We start from the raw sequence: 19,954 nt of genomic DNA, 5'->3' as shown, positions 1-19,954 counted from the left end.
GTCAGAAGGCGTGGACGTGCTCGTCGTCGCCGCTGTCCCCGGCCGTTTCCGGGGCCTGCGGCGGCCACGTGCCGGACCGCTGTAGCAGCCGGACGAAATCGGCGATCGACAGCGTCTCGCCGCGACGGGACGGATCGATGCTGGCGGACAGCAGTCGCTCCGCGGACTCGTTGCCGGAACCGGCCCACTCGGCGAACGCGTTGCGCGACGTCTTGCGCCGCTGCGCGAACGCGATGTCGATGAGTTCGAAGACCTGGTCGCGGAAGCCCGCCTCCACCGGCCACGGCGATTCCTCATAGCGGTCCAGCCGGACCAGCCCCGAGTAGACGCGCGGAATGGGCCAGAACACGGTCGGCGACACCATGCCGTGCCTGCGGACCTTGCCGTAGAACCGGACCTTGGCACTCGGCACGCCGTAGTCCTTACCGCCCGGTTCGGCGGCGAGTCGCTCGGCGACCTCGGCCTGAACCATCACCATGACGGTGCGAACGGTCGGGAAGGTAGCGAGCAGGTGCAGGATCGCGGGCACCGCGATGTTGTACGGCAGGTTGGCCACCACGGCGGTCGGCGGCTCTTCGAGCCCCTCCTCCTCGCCGGTGACCGTCAGGACGTCCTTGTTGATGACGTTCAGGCGGTGTACCTCGCTGTGCGAGTGGTCGGCCACGGTTTTGGGCAGCTGATGGAACAGCACGGGATCGATCTCGACGGCCGTCACCTTGGCGCCGCGGTCGAGCAGCGCTAGGGTCAGCGAGCCGAGGCCGGGGCCGACCTCGAGAACGTGGTCGTGGCGGTTGACGCCGGACGCGGAGACGATACGTCGCACGGTGTTGGCGTCGTGTACGAAGTTCTGGCCGAAGGCTTTCCGAGGTCGGAAGTCGAGTTCCTTCGCCAAGTGGCGGATTTCGGTACGACCGAGGAGTCGAATCGTCACGTCAGCGCACACCCAACCTTCCGCTACAAGTCGGCCACGCCCCCCAACCCTGACGCGCCCGAGTTACCTCAGCAATTGCGATCTGCTCTTCACGCGTAGCCAGATCCGCCCGCTGAGCATACCTCAGTCCACCGTTTCGCTCCCAGGTGTTTTGATCAAATTGGACGCCACCGAAAAATCCGTTGCCGGTGTTTATAGCCCAATTACCACCTGCTTCGCAGCGCGAGAGCGCGTCCCAGGTACCCCCGTTCTGCACCTCCGGAACCTCGGTTCCGGGCTTCGCACCGACCCTCACGAGGGCGTCTCGGGCAGGGGTCATGACGACATTGGCTACTGGCAGTCGGCCCGTTTCCGCACCGTTGACGGTAGATACAGCAAACGTCACGCTTTGTGTACCGGGTGTTCCAGGATCTTCGACCACCGTGCGGCTCATGTTCAGGTTCGGGTCCGGGACGGTCTTGTTGAGCGGAGCCAGCGGCATCACTTCGGTAACTTTTTGGATCCGCACGCGTGTCACCTTGATCAGCATGCCGTCCAGGACCGGGGACGTGGCGGCGGGCTCGACGGTGTCGCGCTGCTGCAGCGGGACGCCCGCGGCCTCGAGCAAACCGGACACGTTCGCGGCGGGCAGCGTGACGCTCCGGATCGCGCCGCCGTCGTCGAGTTGGACGGTGCGCGCGCTCACGACCGGCAGGGACATGCCCTCCAGCGGAACCCTGCTGCCGCGCGACGCCGCCGCGGGTGCGGTGTCGGTCAGCGACAGCTGGACGAGCGCCTCCTGCACCGTCGCGGCCGTCGTCCAGACCTCTCGGCTGTTCCGGCCGTCGAGGGAGATCTGCAGTGGCCTGCTGCGACGCAGCACGATCGTGTCCGCCTGGTGCACAGCCGCGTCGGCGGCGGGGAACAGGTCGTCGCGCTCGCCGACGTCGAAACCGTTCTCCTGGACCACGTCGATGACCCGCGTCTTCATGGTCGACACGGTCATCGGGGCGCCGTCGACCGTCAGCGTGACGGTTTTGTGCGCCACCACGGCGTAGCCGCCTGCGAAAGTCAGCGCCACCAGCAGGGCCGCGACGACGAGTCGCAGCATCGGCGAGCGCGCTTCATCGAGTTTTTGCAAAGCGTTCAAAAGTGTCTATCCCGACTAATCAGGTCGTCAGGCAGTGATCGCGCCGCCGACCGCTTCGATTACAGGACGGTAACGAAAAGCCGAAGGGCCAGCAACTCGCTCTAGCTGCGGATTCCGTAGGTCCGAGCGGCATTCCGAGACGTCTCGTCGGCGAGCGCCTCGGCGGGACGGCCAACGACCTCGGCCAATGCCCGAACCGTGTACGGCAAACAGTACGACTCATTCGGTGCCCCACGGTACGGGTGTGGCGTGAGGAACGGCGCGTCGGTCTCGACGAGCAGCTGATCCGGCGGGATGAGCAGGGCCGCCTCGCGCAGGTCGCGCGCATTCCGAAAACTGACGGTCCCGGAAAGGCTCAGCAGCCAGCCGGCGTTCACGCACTCCCTGGCCATCTCGGGACCCGACGAAAAGCAGTGGAAGATCACTGTGTCGGGCGCGCCCTCGGCGCGCAGCACGTCCAGCACCGCGGCATCGGCGTCGCGATTGTGGATCATCAACGGCTTGCCCGTCCGCTTGGCCAGGTCGATGTGCCACGCGAAGGCTTCGCGCTGCTCGGCGGGCTCGGCGCACCCGTCGAGCTTCCCCGGCCAGTACAGGTCCATGCCCGTCTCGCCGACGGCGACGACCCGCGGGTGCGCTGCGAGCCTCTCGAGTTCGGCACGAGCCGCGTCGTCCAGCGCGTTGGCGCGCGTCGGGTGCAACGCGATCGCCGCGTAGACGCGGGGATCCCACTCCGCGGCCTGCACGGCCCACTGCGCAGCGTGCAGATCGTCGGCGATGGTGACGACGGCCGTGACACCGACGGCCTCGGCGCGGTCGAGGATCGCGGTCACATCGGCGGCGTCGGATGCGCCGCAGGCGTCGAGGTGCGTGTGGGCGTCGATCAGCGGTGCGAGCGGCTCGGGAGGAGGCGGCGGGGGACGTCGGGAGCTCACCGGCACACCATAAGCTTGGGCTCAAATGAGGCCAGAACATCTCCCCGGCGCGGGGACGCGCACCCAGGGAGCCCCGTACTACGTCACCACCGCGATCGACTACCCCAACGGTGCGCCGCACATCGGGCACGCGTACGAGAAGATCGCCACCGACGCCATCGCTCGATTCAAGCGACTCGACGGCTTCGACGTCCGCTTCCTCACCGGAACCGACGTGCACGGACTGAAGATGGTCCAGACCGCCGAATCCGAGGGAACCTCGACGGCCGAACTGGCGCTGCGCAACTCCGACACGTTCGAGGCGATGCAGACCCGGTTCGGAAACTCGTTCGATCGCTTCATCCGGACGTCGGACGCCGATCACGTCGACGCGTCGATCGAGATCTGGAAGCGGATGGACGCCGCGGGCGACATCTACCTCGACTCGTACTCGGGCTGGTACTCGATACGCGATGAGCGCTTCTACACCGACGATGAACTCGAGACGCGCGACGACGGTGAGAAGTACTCGATCGAGACCGGCACGCCCGTCACGTGGACCGAGGAGCAGACCTACTTCTTCCGGCTCTCGGCGTACGCCGATCGGCTGCTGGCCCACTACGAGGCCCACCCCGAGTTCATCGGCCCCGACGTGCGGCGCAACGAGGTCGTCAGCTTCGTGTCGAGCGGACTCCGGGACCTGTCGATATCCCGAACCACGTTCGACTGGGGAGTGCCGGTACCGGACCACCCCGACCACGTCATGTACGTCTGGGTCGACGCGCTGACCAATTACCTGACGGGAGCGGGCTTTCCGGACACCGACTCCGAGAGCTTCCGCAAGTACTGGCCCGCGGATCTGCACGTCATCGGCAAGGACATCATCCGGTTCCACGCCGTCTACTGGCCCGCGTTCCTGATGTCGGCGGGAATCGAGTTGCCGCGCAAGGTGTTCGCGCACGGCTTCATCAACGTCAAGGGCGAGAAGATGAGCAAGTCGGTCGGCAACGTCGTCGACCCCATCGCGCTCGCCGACGCGTTCGGCGTCGACGCCGTGCGCTACTTCCTGCTGCGCGAGGTGCCGTTCGGACAGGACGGCAGCTACAGCGAGGAGGCGATCATCGGACGCATCAACGCCGATCTCGCCAACGAGCTGGGCAACCTGGCGCAGCGCTCGCTGTCGATGGTGAACAAGAACCTCGGGGCACGCGTGCCGGAGCCCGGCGAGTTCACCGACGCCGACCGCGAGCTGCTGGCCCTCGCCGACGGGCTGCTGCCCAGGGTGCGCGCGCACTTCGACGTACCCGCCATGCACCTCGCACTGGAGGCCATCTGGGCGATGCTCGGCGCCGCCAATCGGTACTTCTCCGCGCAGGAGCCGTGGGTGCTGCGCAAGTCCGAGGCGGCCGCCGACCAGCAGCGGTTCTCGACCGTGCTGTACACGACGCTCGAGGCGGTACGGATCGCGGCGCTGCTGGTACAGCCGGTGATGCCGGGGTCCGCGGCCACGCTGCTCGACCTGCTGGGCCAGCCCGCCGACAGCCGGGATTTCGCCGCGATCGGCACCCGGATCGCGCCGGGGGTTGAGCTGCCGAAACCCGAGGGCGTGTTCCCGCGCTACGTCGCCGAGGAGTGAGCCCCGTCACATCCCGCTTCCGAGCTGTCACACTTCTGGACGTGGCGGTGTCTTGAGGTCAGCCCGGCTCAGCGAGGAGCCGACTACCTCAGAGGAGTGAGAGATGAACGAGCAGAACAACCGGGTCGTGGTGATCGGCGGCGGGTACGCCGGCGTGATGGCGGCCAACCGTCTGGCCGGCGCGGGTGCGCACGTCACGCTGGTGAACCCCCGTGCGGAGTTCGTCGAGCGGATCCGACTGCACCAGTTGGCAATCGACAACGACGACGCGGTCGAGGACTACGCGACGATTCTGAACTCGAGCGTGCACCTGGTCGTCGACAGCGCCGACCGCATCGACGCATCCGCGCGCCGGGTCGAGCTCGCGTCCGGGGCGAGGCTGACCTACGACTACCTGGTGTACGCCGTCGGCAGCACCGGAGCGGTACCGGCCGGGGTTCCGGGCGCGGCCCAGTTCGCTTATCCCATATCGGAATTGGAACAGGCGCAACCGCTGCGCGCGGCGCTTGCGACAACCCCGGCCGACGCCCCGATCGTCGTGGTGGGGGCGGGGCCGACCGGCCTGGAAGTGGCGACCGAGTTCGCCGAGGCGGGCCGGAACGTCACCCTCGCCTGCGGCGGCCCGCTCGGCCCGTACCTCACCGACAACACCCGCAAGGCGGTCGCCAAGCGCATGCGCAAGCTCGGCGTGACGGTCGTCGACGGACCCGAGTCGCTGGTGATCGAGGTGCGCGCCGACGCGGTGAAGCTCGCCAACGGTCAGTGGCTGGCCAGCACGGTGACGGTCTGGACCGCCGGATTCGGCGTCCCGGACCTGGCCCGCCGCAGTGGACTCGACACCGACGCGTTGGGCCGGCTGCTCACCGACGAGACGCTCACCAGCGTGGACAACCCGTACATCGTCGCCGCGGGCGACGCCTCCGCGCCATCGGACACGCCGCTGCGGATGAGCTGCCAGGCGGCGCTTCCGCTCGGAGCGCAGGCCGCCAACACGGTGCTCAGCCGCATCGCAGGCACGGAACCCGCCACGGTGAATCAGGCCTTCACCGGGCAGTGCATCAGCCTCGGACGCACGGGCGGCACGATCCAGCTGGCCCACCTCGACGACCGGGTGATGCCGATGTACATCAGCGGACGCGTCGCCGCGTCGATCAAGGAGGCCGTGTGCAAGGGCACGCTGTCCTTCCTGACGCGCGAGGCCCGCAAGCCCGGCTCGTACTTCTGGCTCAAGGGCGGTAAGCGTGCGCAGCGCCTCGCCGCCGTGTCGGTCAAGTGAACGAGCACGCCGAGCGGTTCACGCATCTGCGTCCGCTGCTGTTCACGATCGCCTACGAGATCCTCGGCTCGGCAACGGAAGCCGACGACGTGCTGCAGGACGCTTACCTGCGCTGGGCCGAGGTCGACCTCGCCCACGTCCAGGACACCAAGGCCTACCTGGCGCAGCTCGTCACCCGGCAGGCGCTCAACGCGCTGCGCGCCGCGTCCCGACGTCGAGAGGACTACGTCGGCCCGTGGCTGCCGGAGCCGCTGCTGGTCGACACCGACGACGCCTCGACGGATGTCGTTCTGGCCGAATCGGTGTCGATGGCGATGCTTGTCGTGCTCGAATCGCTGAGCCCCGATGAGCGGGCGGTGTTCGTACTCCGCGAGGTGTTCGGGTTCGGCCACGACGAGATCGCTTCGGCAATAGGCAAATCCAGCGCGGCGGTGCGTCAGATGGCGCACCGCGCGCGCGAACACGTCCAGGCCAGGCGCAAGCGATTCGAGCCCGTCGACCCGCAGCAGTCGATGGCCATCACCGCGCAGTTCTTCGCGACGGCGTCGACGGGCGACCTCGACGCACTCATCACGATGCTCGCGCCCGACGTGGTGTGGACGGCCGACAGCGCGGGCAAGGTCAGCGCTGCGCGCAGGCCGGTGTTCGGCGCCGACAGGGTCGCGCGACTGGTGCTCGGCCTGCTGCGGGTCGGCGGCGACGACGGCCGCGTCGAACCGGCGTTTTACAACGGCGCCCCGGCGCTGGTGCTCTACCTCGACGACCACCTGGAGGGCATCATCACCGTCGAGATCACCGACGGCAGGATCAGCCACTTCTACGCGATGCGGAACCCCGACAAGCTCGGTGCTGTGTTGGTCGCGCGGGAGATCAGCCGGTAGTCGCTTCTGCCATGCTGAGCCGATGCGCGCCGAGCGGATCGCCGAGGGTCACCAACCCGTGGCCGTGCTGCGCGCGCTGGCGGCCGCGACTCGGCGGCTCGGCCTGCCACCACCCGCGGCGCTGACGGGCGACTGGTTCGGTGCGCGCGCGGTGATCGTGCCCAGCGTCGCGGTCGAACAGGTCGCGCCGTCCGAGGTCTTCGACGTCGCGCCCGGCCCCCGCGGCGAGCAGATCGGCGGCGGCTGGATCGGCTACCTGTCCTACCCCGACGGGGCGGGAGCGCGCATCCCCGAGGCCGCGGGCGGGTGGACGGACTGCGTGTTGCGCCAGGACGCCGCCGGATCCTGGTGGTACGAAAGCCTTTCCGGGCAGCCGATGCCCGACTGGGTCGCCGGCGCGTTGCGGACGCCCGGCGCGGCGGCGCCGTGGCGCATCGAGTGGACCCCACCCGACCGGGAGGTGCACCGGGCGGGCGTGCTGGCGTGCCTCGAGGCGATCGCCGCCGGCGAGGTCTATCAGGCCTGCGTGTGCACACAGTTCGTCGGCGTCGGCACCGGTGCGCCCGTCGACTTCTTCGGCGATCTGGTCAGCCGGACGGCACCGGCCCGCGCGGCGTTCGTCTCAGGTGACTGGGGCGCCGTCGCGTCGCTGTCGCCGGAACTGTTCCTGCGCCGCACCGGCGACACCGTCACGTCGAGCCCCATCAAGGGCACGCTTGCGCTGGACCGGCCGCCCTCGGCGCTGCGCGAGTCGGTGAAGGACGTCGCCGAGAACGTGATGATCGTCGACCTCGTCCGCAACGATCTCAGCCGTGTGGCGCGCACCGGGACCGTGACCGTGCCCGAACTGCTGGTGGTGCGTCGCGCTCCCGGCGTGTGGCACCTGGTGTCGACCGTGTCCGCGAACGTGCCGGTCGACGTGCCGATGGCCGACGTGCTCTCCGCGACGTTCCCGCCCGCGTCGGTGACGGGCACCCCGAAACGGCGGGCTCGCGAACTGCTCGGCACGTGGGAGCCGGAACACCGCGGAGTCTACTGCGGCACAGTCGGTTTCGCGTCACCGATAGCGGGCGTCGAGCTGAACGTGGCGATCCGCACCGTCGAGTTCACGGCCGCGGGCGACGCGGTGCTGGGTGTCGGCGGCGGCATCACCGCCGACTCGGACCCCGATGCCGAATGGCAGGAGTGCCTCGACAAGGCGGCGTCGATCGTCGGCTCGGTGGGTCGTGGCCCGGAGGCTCAGGCACCCGCCTGGTTGGGCGACAACGCGGTGAGCGCCGTGACCCACTCGCCGATACCGGAGAAGACGTAGAAGCCGACCTCGCCCGTCGCCGTCGCCACGATCAGATGCGTCTGTCCGCCCACCACCGAGCCGTTGAACACGGTCGCGGACCTCACCCCCGTGATCGATGCGAGAGGCACCTCGATGGTCTTGCCGGTGAGCGTCCGGAAGACCAGCCGCCGCCGGGTCAGGGCGATCAGCCCGGCGTTCTTGACTCGGGGAAAACCCGCCGCGGTGCTACCGCGGTAGGACCCCTTCTCCGGCGGCAGGACCAGGGTCTCGCCTTCTAGTTCCTCCGATAGCTGTTTGCTCGCGGCTTCCGCACGACGCCGCAACCAACCGATCATTACCGCCCCTCCCGTTCACGTGATCGCAGAACGGAATCGTAGAGCTCTCGACGCGACGGCGCACCGGGGTTTGCCGCGATCACCTCGGCACAGGCGTCCTTGACGCGGGCGCCCGCCTCGACGAGTTCGTTGACCGCCGCGACCAGCGTGTCGACATCGGCGGTGGGAACCGCGCCCGCGAGTACGACCGTCAATTCGCCGAGCACGCCGTCGGCGGCCCATTCGGCGAGCTCGGCGAGCGAGCCGCGCCGGACCTCCTCGTGGGTCTTCGTGAGCTCGCGGCACACCACCGCGCGACGGTCCGGACCGAGGGCGGTGACCGCGTCGCCCAGGCATTCGGCGAGCCGCCGGGGCGACTCGAAGAACACCGTGGTGCGCTGCTCACCGGCGAGCGTCGCCAGCCACGACAGCCGCGCTCCGCGCTTGCGCGGCGCGAAGCCCTCGAAGCAGAAGCGGTCCGACGGCAGCCCGGAGACCGCGAGCGCCGTCGTCACGGCCGACGGGCCGGGCAGGCACGTCACGATCAGCCCGGCGTCGGCGCACGCGGCGACCAGTCGATAGCCGGGGTCGCTGATGAGCGGCATCCCGGCGTCGCTGACCACCAGCACCGAGGCTCCCGCGGCGACCTCCTCGACGAGCTGCGGCACCCGGGACGCCTCGTTCTGGTCGAAGAAGCTGACGATCCGGCCGGTGGGCCGGACCCCCAGCGCCTGCGCCAGGGTGCGCGCGCGGCGGGTGTCCTCGGCCGCGATCACATCGGCGGTGGACAGCGCGTCGATGAGGCGCGCCGACGCGTCACCCGGCTGGCCCAACGGCGTGGCCGCGAGGAGCAGGCGGCCGCCTGTTGGAGGTCCCGTCACAGTCGACAGCCTACGATCGCCTCTGTGACCGCTCCCCCGCTCGACGCGCCACGCGAGCGGTCCGTACCCGTGATCAGCCCCGGCCCGCTGATGCCGGTGGCGGACTTCGGGCCGCTCGACCGGCTGCACGGCTGGGTGATGACGGCCGTGATCACCGCTCTCGCGGCGCTGACGCGGTTCCTCAACCTCGGGTCCCCGACCGACGGCGGCGTGCCGATCTTCGACGAGAAGCACTACGCGCCGCAGGCGTGGCAGATGCTCGGCAACCACGGTGTCGAGGACAACCCCGGCTACGGCCTGGTGGTGCACCCGCCCGTCGGCAAGTTCCTGATGGCCATCGGCGAGGGGATCTTCGGCTACAACGGGCTGGGCTGGCGGTTCAGCGGCGCTGTGTGCGGCGTGATCATCGTCGTGCTGGTCGCGCGCATCGTGCGGCGGATCACGCGCTCGACGGTGATCGGCGGGATCGCGGGGCTGCTCATCATCGCCGACGGGGTCAGCTTCGTGACGGCCCGAACGGCGCTCCTCGACGTCTTCCTGGTGGTGTTCGTCGTCGCGGCGTTCGGGGCGCTGATCGTCGACCGCGACGAGATGCGCGAGCGGATGCACGTCGCGCTGCTCGAGGGCCGCATCGGCGAGACGGCCTGGGGTCCGCGCCTCGGCGTGCGGTGGTGGCGGTTCGGCGCCGGTGTGCTGCTGGGCCTGGCGTTCGCGACGAAGTGGTCGGGTCTCTACTTCATCCTGTTCTTCGGGGTGATGACGCTGGCGTTCGACGTCGCGGCCCGCAGGGCGTACCGAGTGCCGCGGCCGTGGCTGGGCACGCTGCGGCGGGACTTCGCGCCGACGCTGTACGCGCTGACCGTGATCCCCGTCGCCGTCTACCTGGGTTCGTACGGGCCGTGGTTCGCGTCGGAGACGGGCACCAACCGCCACGAGGTCGGCAGGACCATCGGCGAGGGCGGGCTGCTGCCCGACGCGGTGCGGTCGCTGTGGCACTACACCTACGGGGTCTACAAGTTCCACTCCGAGCTGACCAACGCGGCGGGCAACCACCACCCCTGGGAATCCAAGCCCTGGACGTGGCCGATGTCTCTGCGGCCGGTGCTGTACGCCATCGTGCAGGACGGCGTCGACGGCTGCGGACCGCAGTCGTGCGTCAAGGCCGTGATGCTCGTCGGCACGCCCGCGATGTGGTTCCTCGCGGTGCCGGTGCTGGCGTGGGCGGCGTGGAAGTCCTTCGTGAAAAGGGACTGGCGCTATGCGGTCGCGCTCACCGGCTACTGCGCCGGCTTCCTGCCGTGGTTCGCCGACATCGACCGGCAGATGTACTTCTTCTACGCCGCGCCGATGGCTCCGTTCCTGGTGATGATGATCGCGCTGATACTCGGCGACATCCTCTACGCCCCGAGACAGAGCGCGGAGAGACACACGCTCGGGCTGCTGGTGGTGTGCTTCTACACCGCGGCCGTGCTGACCAACTTCGCGTGGCTCTACCCGGTGCTGACGGGATTGCCGATCTCGCAGGCCACCTGGAACATGCAGATCTGGCTGCCCAGCTGGCGCTAGCCGGGCGTCGGCCCGTGCAAGGCTCGCGGTTTCTACGCTCGAGTCGTGCTCGCCGAGTTATCCACAGCGCAGGCGTAGAAGTCGCGATCGGCCACGCAGTCTGTCGGGGGTCAGCGCCACGATCCGAGCGTGGACGAAGCCAGTTACGGATCGGATTTGCTCGGCGGCGGACTGACACCGGGCCAATTGCGTTGGCGCTACGAGAAAGTGCTGCCGGGGGTCTACGTACCGCGAGGGGCCGAGACCTCGGTAGCACTGAGCGCACACGCAGCGTGGCTGTCAACCGACCGAACGGGCATCATCGCCGACCACCGTCGTCGCAGACGAACGGTCGTCGTGCGTGAGGAGCGCATCGACTGGGACGAAGTGTGCATGGTCGGCGAGCTGGCCGTGACCACTCCGGCCCGCACCGTGTTGGATCTGGCTCGGCACCTGCCCCGCCTCGAAGCGGTCGGACACCTCGACGCGTTAGCCGCGGCGACGGGGATCACAGCGGCCGACGTCGCCGTCCTCGTCGACAGATATCGCGGCGCGCGCGGCATGAAGCGGGCGCGAATCGCCCTGGCACTCATGGACGGTGGCGCACAGTCACCGAAGGAGACCTGGTTGCGACTACTCGTCGTCGACGCCGGCTATCCACGCCCGACGACCCAGATCCGCGTCACCGACGGGTGCACCAACGCGTTCGTCGACCTGGGTTGGGAGGAGCCGCGAATCGGCCTCGACTACGACGGCGAGCATCATCAGACCAAGCGAGACCAGTTCGTTCACGACATCGGGCGGGCGGAGTTAATCGACAGTTGCGATTGGCTCGATCTGCACGTCGTCAAGGAGCACACGCCCGCGTTCATCCTCCATCGACTGGGTGAGGCGTGCGAGCGGCGCGGGTGGATCCCCCTCGCGAGATCTGCGCCTCGGTAGTGCACAAGCGCAGGCGCACGACGAAAGCGTAGAACTCGCGGGGCTGGCGAGCTACAGCGGGTCGCGTGCGACCGGGCACGACATGCAGCGCGGACCGCCGCGACCGGTACCCAACTCCGACGCCGCGATCGGAAGCACCTCGATGCCCGAATCCACAAGGCGCGCATTGGTTTCGGCGTTGCGCTCGTAGGCAACGACGACACCGGGGGCCAGCGCCAGCGTGTTGTTCCCGTCGTCCCACTGCTCGCGCTCCGCGGTGACGGGGTCGAGACCGGTGTCGATGACCCTCAGCTTCTCGATGCCCATGGCGTCGGCGGCAGCGTCGACGAACGGTGCCGCGCTGTCGATCTTCACGCTGTCCGCGGTGCGGCGAATGGTGAACGCCGACAGCGAGCCGACGATGTTCGGGTACATCACCACCGCGTCGACGTCGACCATCGTGCAGACGGTGTCCAGGTGCATCTGCGCGCGTTCCTGCGCGATCGGCACGGCCAGCACGGTGTGCGCCAGATCGTCGTCGAACAGGCTGCGCGCCAACGCCTCCGCACCGGCGGGAGTCGTCCGCTCCCCGACTCCGACGGCCACGACACCGGGGCCGAGCAGCAGGATGTCGCCCCCCTCCACCGGCGCCGACCGCGACTCGTAAGCCCGCCGGACCCCGAGGAACCGGGGGTGGTGGGCGTAGATCAGGTCGGTCAGCGACGTCTCGCGCACTCGCGCGGGCAGGGCGAGCGACGTGATGGCCACGCGCGGGCCGATCCACACCGACGAGTCGCGGGTGAACAGCAGGTTCGGCAGCGGGTCGATGACGAAATCGCCGCCGTGGTGCATGCGGCGCACCAGCGACAGTTCGCGCTCGTCGAACGGCAACTCGTTGAACGTCATTCCCGCCATCAGCACCCGCGCCAGTGCGGTCGGCTCTAGGGTCCGCAGATAGACCGAAAGCTCCTGCGCGAGCGGCAGTCCCAACCGTCGCGAGTCGACCGCCGCCGAGATGCCGTGCATCCGCGCCGCGCCGCTGGCCAGCGCCTCGGTGAGCAGGTCGCTGAGCAACAGCACCTCGACGTCGCGCGATCGCAACACGTCGGCGAAGGCGTCGTGCTCCTCCTGCGCCCTTGCCACCCAAGGCATGCCGTCGAACAGCAGCGCGTCGTTGTTGCGCGGGGTCAGCCGCTGCAGTTCGGCACCCGGCCGGTGCAGGATCACCGTCCGCAGCCTGCCGACCTCCGAATTGGAACCCAACGCAGTACCCGTCACATGAAGCACGGTAGTCGCAAAACTCACCTCAAGTATGGTTGAGGTCATGGAATCACCCGAGCTCACCCCCGGCGACATGTCGCGGCGTAGCGGGGTTGCGGTGTCCGCGCTGCACTTCTACGAACGGGAGGGGCTGATCGTCAGCAGACGGACGTCGGGCAACCAGCGACGCTACCCGCGTGAGGCCATTCGGCGGGTCGCCTTCATCAGGATGTCGCAACGACTCGGCATCCCGCTGGCCCGCATCCGCGAGGCCCTCGCGACGCTGCCCACCAATCGCGTTCCCACGAGCAAGGACTGGGCGCGACTGTCCGCAGGCTGGCGCGCCGACCTCGACGAGCGGATCACCCACCTGGAACGCCTGCGCGACAACCTGGCGGGCTGCATCGGCTGCGGGTGCCTCAGCCTCAAGGTGTGCGCACTCGCCAACCCCGGTGACGTCCTCGCCGCACAGGGCCCCGGCGCCGCCAATCTCTGATAATCGAATGTATGTGCGATAGCATGCAGGCGTGACTGGGATCGGAACGGCGATTCAGGGATCGCTCTTCGACCACGCCGAGCGGCGTCCGCTCGGCGACGGCGCCTGGATCGACGTCCGGGCGGGCTGGCTGACCGGTGCGGAGGACCTGTTCGACGAACTCGTCGAGTGCGTCCCGTGGCGCGCCGAACGCCGGCAGATGTACGACCGCGTGCTCGACGTGCCCCGCCTGGTCAGCTTTCACGACCTCACCACCGGGCCCGCCCCGCACCCCGCGATCACCCGGCTTCGGGTGCGGCTCAACGACATCTACGCGCGGGAGATGGGTGAGCCGTTCACCACCGTCGGCATGTGCCTGTACCGCGACGAGAACGACAGCGTCGCGTGGCACGGCGACAACATCGGCCGCAGCAGCACCGAGGACACCATGGTCGCCATCGTCAGCCTGGGCGCACGGCGGGCCTTCGCGCTGCGCCCACGCGCGGGCGGGCGCAGCCTGCGCCTCCCCCAGGGACACGGCGACCTGCTGGTGATGGGCGGCTCCTGCCAGCGCACGTGGGAGCACGCGGTGCCGAAGACCGCCAAGCCGACCGGACCGCGGATCAGCATTCAGTTCCGGCCGCGGGACGTCCGCTAGCTGCCGCGGACGAGTGCGACAGCCGACGCCAGCAGTTCACGCGCCCTCTCGGTATTCGTCGGTAACACCGGCTTGTTCGGCTCGACCAGCGGATTGGCGGTCACGATCACCAGGTACGAGCCGAAGCTCGCCACGTAGTTGTACAGCTCGCCGCTGCCCGTCACCTTGCCGTTCGCCACCGTTTGGACGAACCGGTGGGTACCCAGCGTCGTGGCTCCGTCGATCGCGGGCGCGTCGGCGACCTCGACGAGCCCTCGCGCACCGGGTCCGGCGAACGCGACCTTGCGGCAGTTGTCGCCGGGCTGCGGTGGCGTCACCGCCTCCGACGTTTCGACCGCGATGACGATGAACCGGTTACCCGCCCCCTCGGCGGTCACAGCGGCCATGTTCCCCTTGAGCCCGTCGGGAAGTGTGAGTCCGGTCGCGAACGTGCCGCAGTCCGGCGGGTCCAACGTCACGCCCTGCGGAAGCGGCTGCGGCGCAAGCAGACGCGGATCGATTCCCGTCGGCTCGACGGTCGACAACGTGTAGTCGGGCCCGAACGTCGACCTCAGATCGACGACCTTGGCGATGTCACCACGCACGTCGGCCGGTTGGCCGCCGCCACACGCGGCGAGCAGCAGGGCACACGCAAGGGCGAACAGCGTCCGAGACATCCGGGCCAATCTACCCGCCCCGCAGCGTGGCGACGGTCTTGACCAACAGCGTGGCGGCGAAGTCGGGCCCCAGCGGCGGACCCGTCGAGCCGGGGTCGGTCACGACGGTGACGGAGACGACGTGCCCGCCGAGATAGGCGCTGAAGGTCTCTGCCCGCGAATGGGTTTCGGTGCCACCCTCGACGACGGTGGTCGCGTCGCTGGTCATGCCGACGGTCGCGGCGTCGTCGATTACGGGCCCGTCTATCAGAGCGACCCGAGCGCCGGTGTGGCCCGCCGACGCGGTCCACGCACCGCATTCGCGCGTCACCGCCTGGTCGAGCTCCACCGTGGTCTCGACCACCGCTGCGTATACGATTCCGCCGGGCCCGGACGCGGACCAGCCGCGCACCGGCGCATCGGGCGCCGCAGGCTGACCGAGCACCGCGCATTGCGCGGGATCGGCGGTCCACTCCCGGCCCAATCCCCAGAACGCGGCGGGCGACGAGCGATCCGCGAGGTCGCCCACCTCGTATCCGGCGGGTAGTTCGGTGCGCGCCCGCGAGATGTAGTCGGCGTTGACAGTGGGCGCGGCCGCGCTGTCCGCCGATTGGGGCGCCGCGGGCGGCGGGTGGCCACACGCCGCACACAGCGCCAGCACGAGGCATGACGCGAACATCCGCACGGGGCCATGAAACCACAGCTACGCTTCACCTCGATGTGTACTCGAGTCCTCTGGAACAGCAACGACTTCGCGGTCCTGGCGGGACGCAGCATGGATTGGCCCGAGTCGACCGAGCCGCTCATCGTGGTGTTCCCGCGCGGTAGGCAGCGCGACGGTGGGTTGCTCGTCACCGAGGTGGTCGTGCCGGACAACCCGCTGCGCTGGACCAGCACCTATGGCAGCGTCGTCACCACCGTGTACGGGCTCGGAACCGTCGACGGCGTCAACGAGAAGGGGCTCGGCGTCCACGCGCTGTACCTCAAGTCGACCGATGTCGGCACCCGCAATCCCGACCTGCCAGGGCTGCACACGGGGCTGTGGGCGCAGTACCTGCTCGACGGGGCCGCCACCGTCGGCGAGGCGCTGGCGCTGATGGACGGCGTCCAGTTGGTGATGGTCGGAGCCAACGGCCACGACGCGACGTTGCACCTGGCGATCGAGGATGCCGCAGGCGACTCCGCGATCATCGAACTCGCGGGGGGCGAACTCGTCGTGCATCACGGCCGCGAGTTCACGCTGATGACCAACGACCCGACCTACGACGAGCAACTGCGCCTGCTGGCCGCCCAGGACTTCTCGCATCCCAGCCGCGACATGCCGCTGCCCGGCAACGTGAATCCGGTGGATCGCTTCCAGCGCGCCGCCTACTACTCGGCGTTGCTACCCACTCCCGTCGCCGAGCGACCAGCGGTCGCCAGCGTGATGGCGATCATGCGTAACGTCTCGGTGCCGTTCGGCGCGCCCTACGGCGAGTTCGGCGTGTACAACACCGAGTACCGCACGGTCACCGACCTGACTCACCTGACGTACTTCTTCGAGTTGACGACGAGCCCCAGCACTCTGTGGACTCGGCTTTCCAAGCTCGACTTCACAGAAGGCGCACCGGTTCTCGCGATCGACCCGTACGACGAATCCCTAGTGGGCGACGTGACTCCGAGTTTCGCCCCGCGGCACATCGGTTTCTGACGCGCCGCGGGTTCACATGCGCAGGGACTTTGCCAACGGCTAGGCTCCGCCGTGTGAAGGCCTGGAGCACCGCGACGGCGTTGGCCGCGCTGGTCGTGGGCGGCCTCGTCGCCTGCGGATCGGCTGCCGAGCCCGAGCAGCCGCCCTCACCCTCGTCCGCGTCGTCGTCGGCGTCGTCCGCGACATCGGCAACCAGTCCGCCGAGCGCCGCACCGACCCAACCGCCAACCGGGGCGCAACCGACCATCGCCGACTACATCAAGCAGGCCGGCATCACCGAAACCAAGGTGAAGCGAGGCGATCCAGGCTCCCCGACGATCACGCTGCCGGTACCCGCGGGGTGGCGCGATGCCGGTCCGCAGACACCGCAGTACGCGTACCAGGCCGTCGTCCTCAACGATCCGGCTGCGGCGGCCGACCCCGCGTCGGTGATCGCTCTGGTCTCCAAGCTGACCGGGCCCGTCGACGCGGCCAAGATCTTCGAATTCGCCCCCGGCGAACTCAACAACCTGCCCGGCTACAACGGCGCAACGGAGGGCAAGAGGGGCACGCTGAGCGGCTTCGACGCCGTCGAGGTCGGTGGCAGCTACATCAGCGACGGCACGCAACGCATGATCGCGCAGAAGACGGTGGTCATTCCGGCCGCAGACGGCTCCGGACTCTTCGTTCTGCAGCTCAACGCCAACGGTCAGGGGGGCCAGATGAACCAACTACTCGACGCGGTCAGCGAGATCGACACCAACACCACCATCACGCCGTGAACGTCTCCCCGGACGAACCGACGGATATCAGGCGGTGGCAGACCTAGTGGGTCCGCTCAACCGATCGGGCGGCGTGCGGATCACCGTGACGCCGGATGCGGTGCGACCCCGACAGACCGTGACGGCCACCGTCACCGTCGAGACGCCGATCGACGAGGTCGGCTCGGCGCGCCTCGAGTGGGGCTACGACAACTTCTACCGCTACCACGTCGGCAGCACCGACGGCGGCGAACGCGACGCCGACGGCTGGGTGTGCGTCACCAGGGTCGAGATACCCATCGCCGCAGGCGAATTCGCCGGAACGTCGAACTCGTTCCGGATCCCGTCGTGGGCACCCGGCTCCTCACCTCAGCTCGCGCGCTGGGCCTGCCGGCTGGTGATCGATCGCGGCGACGTCGACGTCGACGAACGCGGCGTGTTCGACGTCGTCATCGGCGCGGACGACGTCGACGCCACCGACGAGGCCGCCGCGGAGACCGAGCCGTACCCGGGCGGCGGCGCCACCGAGATCGATATCGTCCTCCCGTCACCGGTGTGGCGTGCCGGCGAGCCCATCACCGGTCACCTGGTACTACGGCCAGGGGAACGGGTCCCGCTCGCCGAGGTCGCCGTGTACTGGCAGCGGCACCGCGAGCACCATCCGATCGAGCGCTCCCCCGCCCGAAGCGGCGTCATCGACGGACCGCCGACGTACCTCGGCACGCAGATCCCGCTGCCGCCCGGCGATGAGTACGACATGCCGTTCGAGGTGCCGCTGCCCGCCGACGCCGCGCCGTCGGGCACCTCGGTGAACTCCTCGGTCACCTGGCAACTCGGCGCGCGAGTCGTCTACCAGGGCGCTACCCGGCGCCAGATCGAACGCGCGCGTCGCCCGATCGTCGTCGTCAACGCGTCCTGAGGGCACTACGCCCGCGACACCGCCGAGGCCGCGGCCACCTGATCCGCGGTCGGCCGCACCCCGGTGTAGCGCTCGAACTGTTCGGCGGCCTGAAGGGCGATCACCTCCGCCCCGGTGATGACCGCGACGCCCGCGGCCCGCGCCGCGACGATCAGCGGCGTCTCCGACGGCAGGGCGACGACGTCGAACACGGTGCGCGCGTTGGCAATCGCCGCTGTGTCGAACGCCTGCCGGTGTTCTTCGGGCCCGCCCGCCATGCCGATCGGGGTGACGTTCACGATGACCGCCGCACGACGGTCACCGACTTCGGGCGCGTAGTCGTAGCCGAGCCGATCCGCGAGCGCGCCGCCCGTGTCCTCGTTGCGGGCGACGACGGTGCCGGATGTGAAGCCGTGGTCGCGAAAAGCCGCGCCGACGGCACTGGCCATCCCGCCGCTCCCCCGGATCAGCACCGTGTCCGACGGATCGAGTGCGTGCTCGTCGATGAGCCGCTGGATCGCGAGGTAGTCGGTGTTCGACGCGGTGAGGAATCCGTCGTCGTTGACGATGGTGTTGACGGAGTTGATCACCCGCGCCGACGGCTCGACCTCGTCGACGAGCGCGATCACGTCCTCCTTGAACGGCATCGACACCGAGCAGCCCCGAATGCCAAGGGCGCGAACGCCTCCGATGGCCGCGACGATGTCCGTCGTGGTGAACGCCTTGTAGATGAAGTCGAGACCGAGCTGTTCGTAGAGGTGGTTGTGGAAGCGCGTGCCGATGTTGCTCGGCCGCGCCGCCAGCGAGATGCACAACCGGGTGTCCTTGTTCAGCGGCGGCCTCTCACCCATCAGCCGACCACCCTCATGACCTGCCGCGCCGTGGCGCGGATCTCGCGGTACATCTCCGAGGACAGCGACAGCTCGCGAACCGTTGGCACGTCGATCACCGTAGTCACCACTCCGAGGTCGTCGCGGTGCCAGCGCGCGCCGTGCCGGTCGAGGATCCTGCGCATGGCGAGGTTGTCGGCGAGCACCCGCGCGGTGAACCGCCGCACCCCGTCGCTGCGCGCCGCGACCGATACCGCGTCCATCAGGAACGAGCCGATCCCGCGGCCCTGGTAGTCGTCGCCGACGATGAACGCCACCTCGGCGACCGTTGGATCGGCCTCGTCGCGGACGAACCGGGCGTCGGCGACCACGGGCCCGTCCGGACCGTCGGTCAGCACCCACACGAAGTGATCGACGTAGTCGACTTCGAACAGGTAGGTCATCAGCGCGCGGGTGGGCGTTCGGGTCGACTGGAAGCGGCGGTACAGCGTTTCGCTCGAGAACTGGACCGGTCCGTGGACGACGCGTTCGTGGTCGCCCGGTAGCACCGGCCGCAGATACAGCACGGAACCGTCGCGCATGGTCACCGGGATGGAGGTGAGGTAGGTCGCGAGCCGCTGCCGTGCCGTGCGCAGCAACTTGTCCACCATGCAGGGCACTTCGAGCATGGTGGCCAGCGCCTCGCGGCCTCCGACCCAGCCGGCGAGCTCGTCGCGCGCTGTCACGGTCGCGTTGCGGGGGGCGTCCCGCAGCAGCGCCATCTCACCGACGATCAGACCGGGACCGACCTCCACGTCGACCGGATCGCCGTCATCCGATCCGACGTGCGTCACCTCGGCGTGCCCGCTGCCGATGAGCAGAAAGGACACGGCGTGCTCGCCCTGACGCATCAGCACCTGACCGGGTGCGGCTGTCAACGGCCGCAGCTGAGGAGCCAGCGGCCTCAGTGTTTCCTTCGGGCAGCCGGCGAAGAACTCCAGACCCGCCAGATCGTCGGCGCTGGCGGTAGTGGATCCCACCACGACTCCGAGGCTACGTCATGGCGG

21 protein-coding genes are annotated in these 19,954 nt (G+C 69.1%); 11 read left to right on the top strand and 10 right to left on the bottom strand.

Annotated elements, in window-relative coordinates:
• Position 1 precedes the first annotated feature (1 nt).
• The 3 genes from rsmA to NM203_RS06875 all read right to left on the bottom strand — a co-directional run bounded on the left by rsmA (position 2) and on the right by NM203_RS06875 (position 2,995).
• The gene (gene rsmA / locus NM203_RS06885; RefSeq protein ID WP_255059011.1) at positions 2 to 931 is read right to left on the bottom strand and encodes a 16S rRNA (adenine(1518)-N(6)/adenine(1519)-N(6))-dimethyltransferase RsmA; all 930 of its coding nucleotides are present in this window, start codon (positions 929 to 931) and stop codon (positions 2 to 4) included.
• Position 932: 1 nt separating this feature from the next.
• Entirely contained in the window at positions 933 to 2,060 is a 1,128-nt protein-coding gene (locus tag NM203_RS06880; RefSeq protein ID WP_255059009.1) for a resuscitation-promoting factor, read from the bottom strand.
• 101 nt (positions 2,061 to 2,161) lie between these two features.
• On the bottom strand, positions 2,162 to 2,995 hold the full coding sequence (locus tag NM203_RS06875; protein WP_255059007.1) for a TatD family hydrolase: 834 nt from the start codon (positions 2,993 to 2,995) through the stop codon (positions 2,162 to 2,164).
• 25 nt (positions 2,996 to 3,020) lie between these two features.
• Here NM203_RS06875 and metG point away from each other — a divergent pair, with 25 nt between their 5' ends.
• The 4 genes from metG (at position 3,021) to NM203_RS06855 (ending at position 8,079) form a co-directional block, all read left to right on the top strand.
• On the top strand, positions 3,021 to 4,610 hold the full coding sequence (gene metG, locus NM203_RS06870; RefSeq protein WP_255059005.1) for a methionine--tRNA ligase: 1,590 nt from the start codon (positions 3,021 to 3,023) through the stop codon (positions 4,608 to 4,610).
• 103 nt (positions 4,611 to 4,713) lie between these two features.
• Positions 4,714 to 5,886, top strand: a complete 1,173-nt coding sequence (locus NM203_RS06865) for an NAD(P)/FAD-dependent oxidoreductase (RefSeq protein WP_255059004.1) — start codon at positions 4,714 to 4,716, stop codon at positions 5,884 to 5,886.
• Positions 5,883 to 6,767, top strand: coding sequence for an RNA polymerase sigma-70 factor (locus NM203_RS06860; RefSeq protein WP_255059001.1), 885 nt, complete (start codon positions 5,883 to 5,885; stop codon positions 6,765 to 6,767). The genes NM203_RS06865 and NM203_RS06860 overlap by 4 nt, the downstream gene beginning before the upstream one ends.
• A gap of 22 nt (positions 6,768 to 6,789) precedes the next feature.
• Positions 6,790 to 8,079 (top strand): aminodeoxychorismate synthase component I, encoded by a 1,290-nt coding sequence (locus tag NM203_RS06855; protein WP_255059000.1) that lies wholly within the window; start codon positions 6,790 to 6,792, stop codon positions 8,077 to 8,079.
• Here NM203_RS06855 and NM203_RS06850 read toward each other — a convergent pair.
• Complete coding sequence (locus NM203_RS06850; RefSeq protein WP_255058997.1) at positions 8,007 to 8,396, bottom strand: hypothetical protein; 390 nt, start codon at positions 8,394 to 8,396, stop codon at positions 8,007 to 8,009. The genes NM203_RS06855 and NM203_RS06850 overlap by 73 nt on opposite strands.
• Complete coding sequence (gene rsmI / locus NM203_RS06845; RefSeq protein ID WP_255058996.1) at positions 8,396 to 9,256, bottom strand: 16S rRNA (cytidine(1402)-2'-O)-methyltransferase; 861 nt, start codon at positions 9,254 to 9,256, stop codon at positions 8,396 to 8,398. Before rsmI ends, NM203_RS06850 begins: the two co-directional genes overlap by 1 nt.
• Before the next feature lie 24 nt (positions 9,257 to 9,280).
• Here rsmI and NM203_RS06840 point away from each other — a divergent pair, with 24 nt between their 5' ends.
• Both NM203_RS06840 and NM203_RS06835 read left to right on the top strand, forming a co-directional pair.
• Positions 9,281 to 10,822, top strand: coding sequence for a dolichyl-phosphate-mannose--protein mannosyltransferase (locus NM203_RS06840; protein WP_255058995.1), 1,542 nt, complete (start codon positions 9,281 to 9,283; stop codon positions 10,820 to 10,822).
• A 129-nt stretch (positions 10,823 to 10,951) separates the two neighbouring features.
• Positions 10,952 to 11,743, top strand: coding sequence for a type IV toxin-antitoxin system AbiEi family antitoxin (locus NM203_RS06835; protein WP_255058993.1), 792 nt, complete (start codon positions 10,952 to 10,954; stop codon positions 11,741 to 11,743).
• Between the two features lie 51 nt (positions 11,744 to 11,794).
• On the opposite strand, the gene arcA is transcribed toward NM203_RS06835, so the two are convergent.
• Positions 11,795 to 13,000 (bottom strand): arginine deiminase, encoded by a 1,206-nt coding sequence (gene arcA, locus NM203_RS06830; protein ID WP_255058992.1) that lies wholly within the window; start codon positions 12,998 to 13,000, stop codon positions 11,795 to 11,797.
• Between the two features lie 46 nt (positions 13,001 to 13,046).
• Here arcA and soxR point away from each other — a divergent pair, with 46 nt between their 5' ends.
• Both soxR and NM203_RS06820 read left to right on the top strand, forming a co-directional pair.
• Positions 13,047 to 13,478, top strand: a complete 432-nt coding sequence (gene soxR, locus NM203_RS06825; RefSeq protein ID WP_255058991.1) for a redox-sensitive transcriptional activator SoxR — start codon at positions 13,047 to 13,049, stop codon at positions 13,476 to 13,478.
• Positions 13,479 to 13,518: 40 nt separating this feature from the next.
• Positions 13,519 to 14,115, top strand: a complete 597-nt coding sequence (locus NM203_RS06820) for an alpha-ketoglutarate-dependent dioxygenase AlkB (protein ID WP_255059143.1) — start codon at positions 13,519 to 13,521, stop codon at positions 14,113 to 14,115.
• Here the strand turns inward: NM203_RS06820 and NM203_RS06815 are convergent.
• A complete protein-coding gene (locus NM203_RS06815; RefSeq protein WP_255058990.1) occupies positions 14,112 to 14,771 on the bottom strand; it encodes a DUF5642 family protein in 660 nt (219 codons plus the stop codon). The two genes, NM203_RS06820 and NM203_RS06815, sit on opposite strands and share 4 nt — an antisense overlap.
• A 10-nt stretch (positions 14,772 to 14,781) precedes the next feature.
• A complete protein-coding gene (locus NM203_RS06810; protein ID WP_255059142.1) occupies positions 14,782 to 15,429 on the bottom strand; it encodes a DUF5642 family protein in 648 nt (215 codons plus the stop codon).
• A 39-nt stretch (positions 15,430 to 15,468) separates the two neighbouring features.
• Here NM203_RS06810 and NM203_RS06805 point away from each other — a divergent pair, with 39 nt between their 5' ends.
• The 3 genes from NM203_RS06805 to NM203_RS06795 are packed head-to-tail and all read left to right on the top strand — an operon-like array spanning position 15,469 to position 18,099.
• Positions 15,469 to 16,440: a bile salt hydrolase gene (locus NM203_RS06805; RefSeq protein ID WP_255058989.1), complete on the top strand. Its 972-nt coding sequence runs from the start codon at positions 15,469 to 15,471 to the stop codon at positions 16,438 to 16,440.
• 53 nt (positions 16,441 to 16,493) lie between these two features.
• Positions 16,494 to 17,201 (top strand): envelope biogenesis lipoprotein LpqN, encoded by a 708-nt coding sequence (locus NM203_RS06800; RefSeq protein ID WP_255058988.1) that lies wholly within the window; start codon positions 16,494 to 16,496, stop codon positions 17,199 to 17,201.
• Positions 17,202 to 17,235: 34 nt separating this feature from the next.
• Entirely contained in the window at positions 17,236 to 18,099 is an 864-nt protein-coding gene (locus NM203_RS06795; RefSeq protein ID WP_255058987.1) for a vacuolar protein sorting-associated family 26 protein, read from the top strand.
• 5 nt (positions 18,100 to 18,104) lie between these two features.
• On the opposite strand, the gene NM203_RS06790 is transcribed toward NM203_RS06795, so the two are convergent.
• Both NM203_RS06790 and NM203_RS06785 read right to left on the bottom strand, forming a co-directional pair.
• Positions 18,105 to 18,929 (bottom strand): shikimate 5-dehydrogenase, encoded by an 825-nt coding sequence (locus NM203_RS06790; protein ID WP_255058986.1) that lies wholly within the window; start codon positions 18,927 to 18,929, stop codon positions 18,105 to 18,107.
• Complete coding sequence (locus NM203_RS06785; RefSeq protein ID WP_255058985.1) at positions 18,929 to 19,930, bottom strand: acetyltransferase Pat; 1,002 nt, start codon at positions 19,928 to 19,930, stop codon at positions 18,929 to 18,931. The genes NM203_RS06790 and NM203_RS06785 overlap by 1 nt, the downstream gene beginning before the upstream one ends.
• Positions 19,931 to 19,954: the final 24 nt, after the last annotated feature.

This window comes from Mycolicibacterium arenosum (assembly GCF_024320865.1).
Taxonomy (GTDB): Bacteria; Actinomycetota; Actinomycetes; order Mycobacteriales; family Mycobacteriaceae; genus Mycobacterium; species Mycobacterium arenosum.
Note: the sequence above shows the minus strand (reverse complement) of the source record. Positions and strands in the feature narration are given on the sequence as shown.

What these genes read in the sequence shown, in the direction of transcription:
- metG (WP_255059005.1), top strand. Translation starts at nt 3,021, where the DNA reads ATGAGGCCAGAACATCTCCCCGGCGCGGGGACGCGCACCCAGGGAGCC.
- NM203_RS06865 (WP_255059004.1), top strand. Translation starts at nt 4,714, where the DNA reads ATGAACGAGCAGAACAACCGGGTCGTGGTGATCGGCGGCGGGTACGCC.
- NM203_RS06855 (WP_255059000.1), top strand. Translation starts at nt 6,790, where the DNA reads ATGCGCGCCGAGCGGATCGCCGAGGGTCACCAACCCGTGGCCGTGCTG.
- NM203_RS06850 (WP_255058997.1), bottom strand. Translation starts at nt 8,396, where the DNA reads ATGATCGGTTGGTTGCGGCGTCGTGCGGAAGCCGCGAGCAAACAGCTA.
- soxR (WP_255058991.1), top strand. Translation starts at nt 13,047, where the DNA reads ATGGAATCACCCGAGCTCACCCCCGGCGACATGTCGCGGCGTAGCGGG.
- NM203_RS06815 (WP_255058990.1), bottom strand. Translation starts at nt 14,771, where the DNA reads ATGTCTCGGACGCTGTTCGCCCTTGCGTGTGCCCTGCTGCTCGCCGCG.
- NM203_RS06810 (WP_255059142.1), bottom strand. Translation starts at nt 15,429, where the DNA reads ATGTTCGCGTCATGCCTCGTGCTGGCGCTGTGTGCGGCGTGTGGCCAC.
- NM203_RS06805 (WP_255058989.1), top strand. Translation starts at nt 15,469, where the DNA reads ATGTGTACTCGAGTCCTCTGGAACAGCAACGACTTCGCGGTCCTGGCG.
- NM203_RS06790 (WP_255058986.1), bottom strand. Translation starts at nt 18,929, where the DNA reads ATGGGTGAGAGGCCGCCGCTGAACAAGGACACCCGGTTGTGCATCTCG.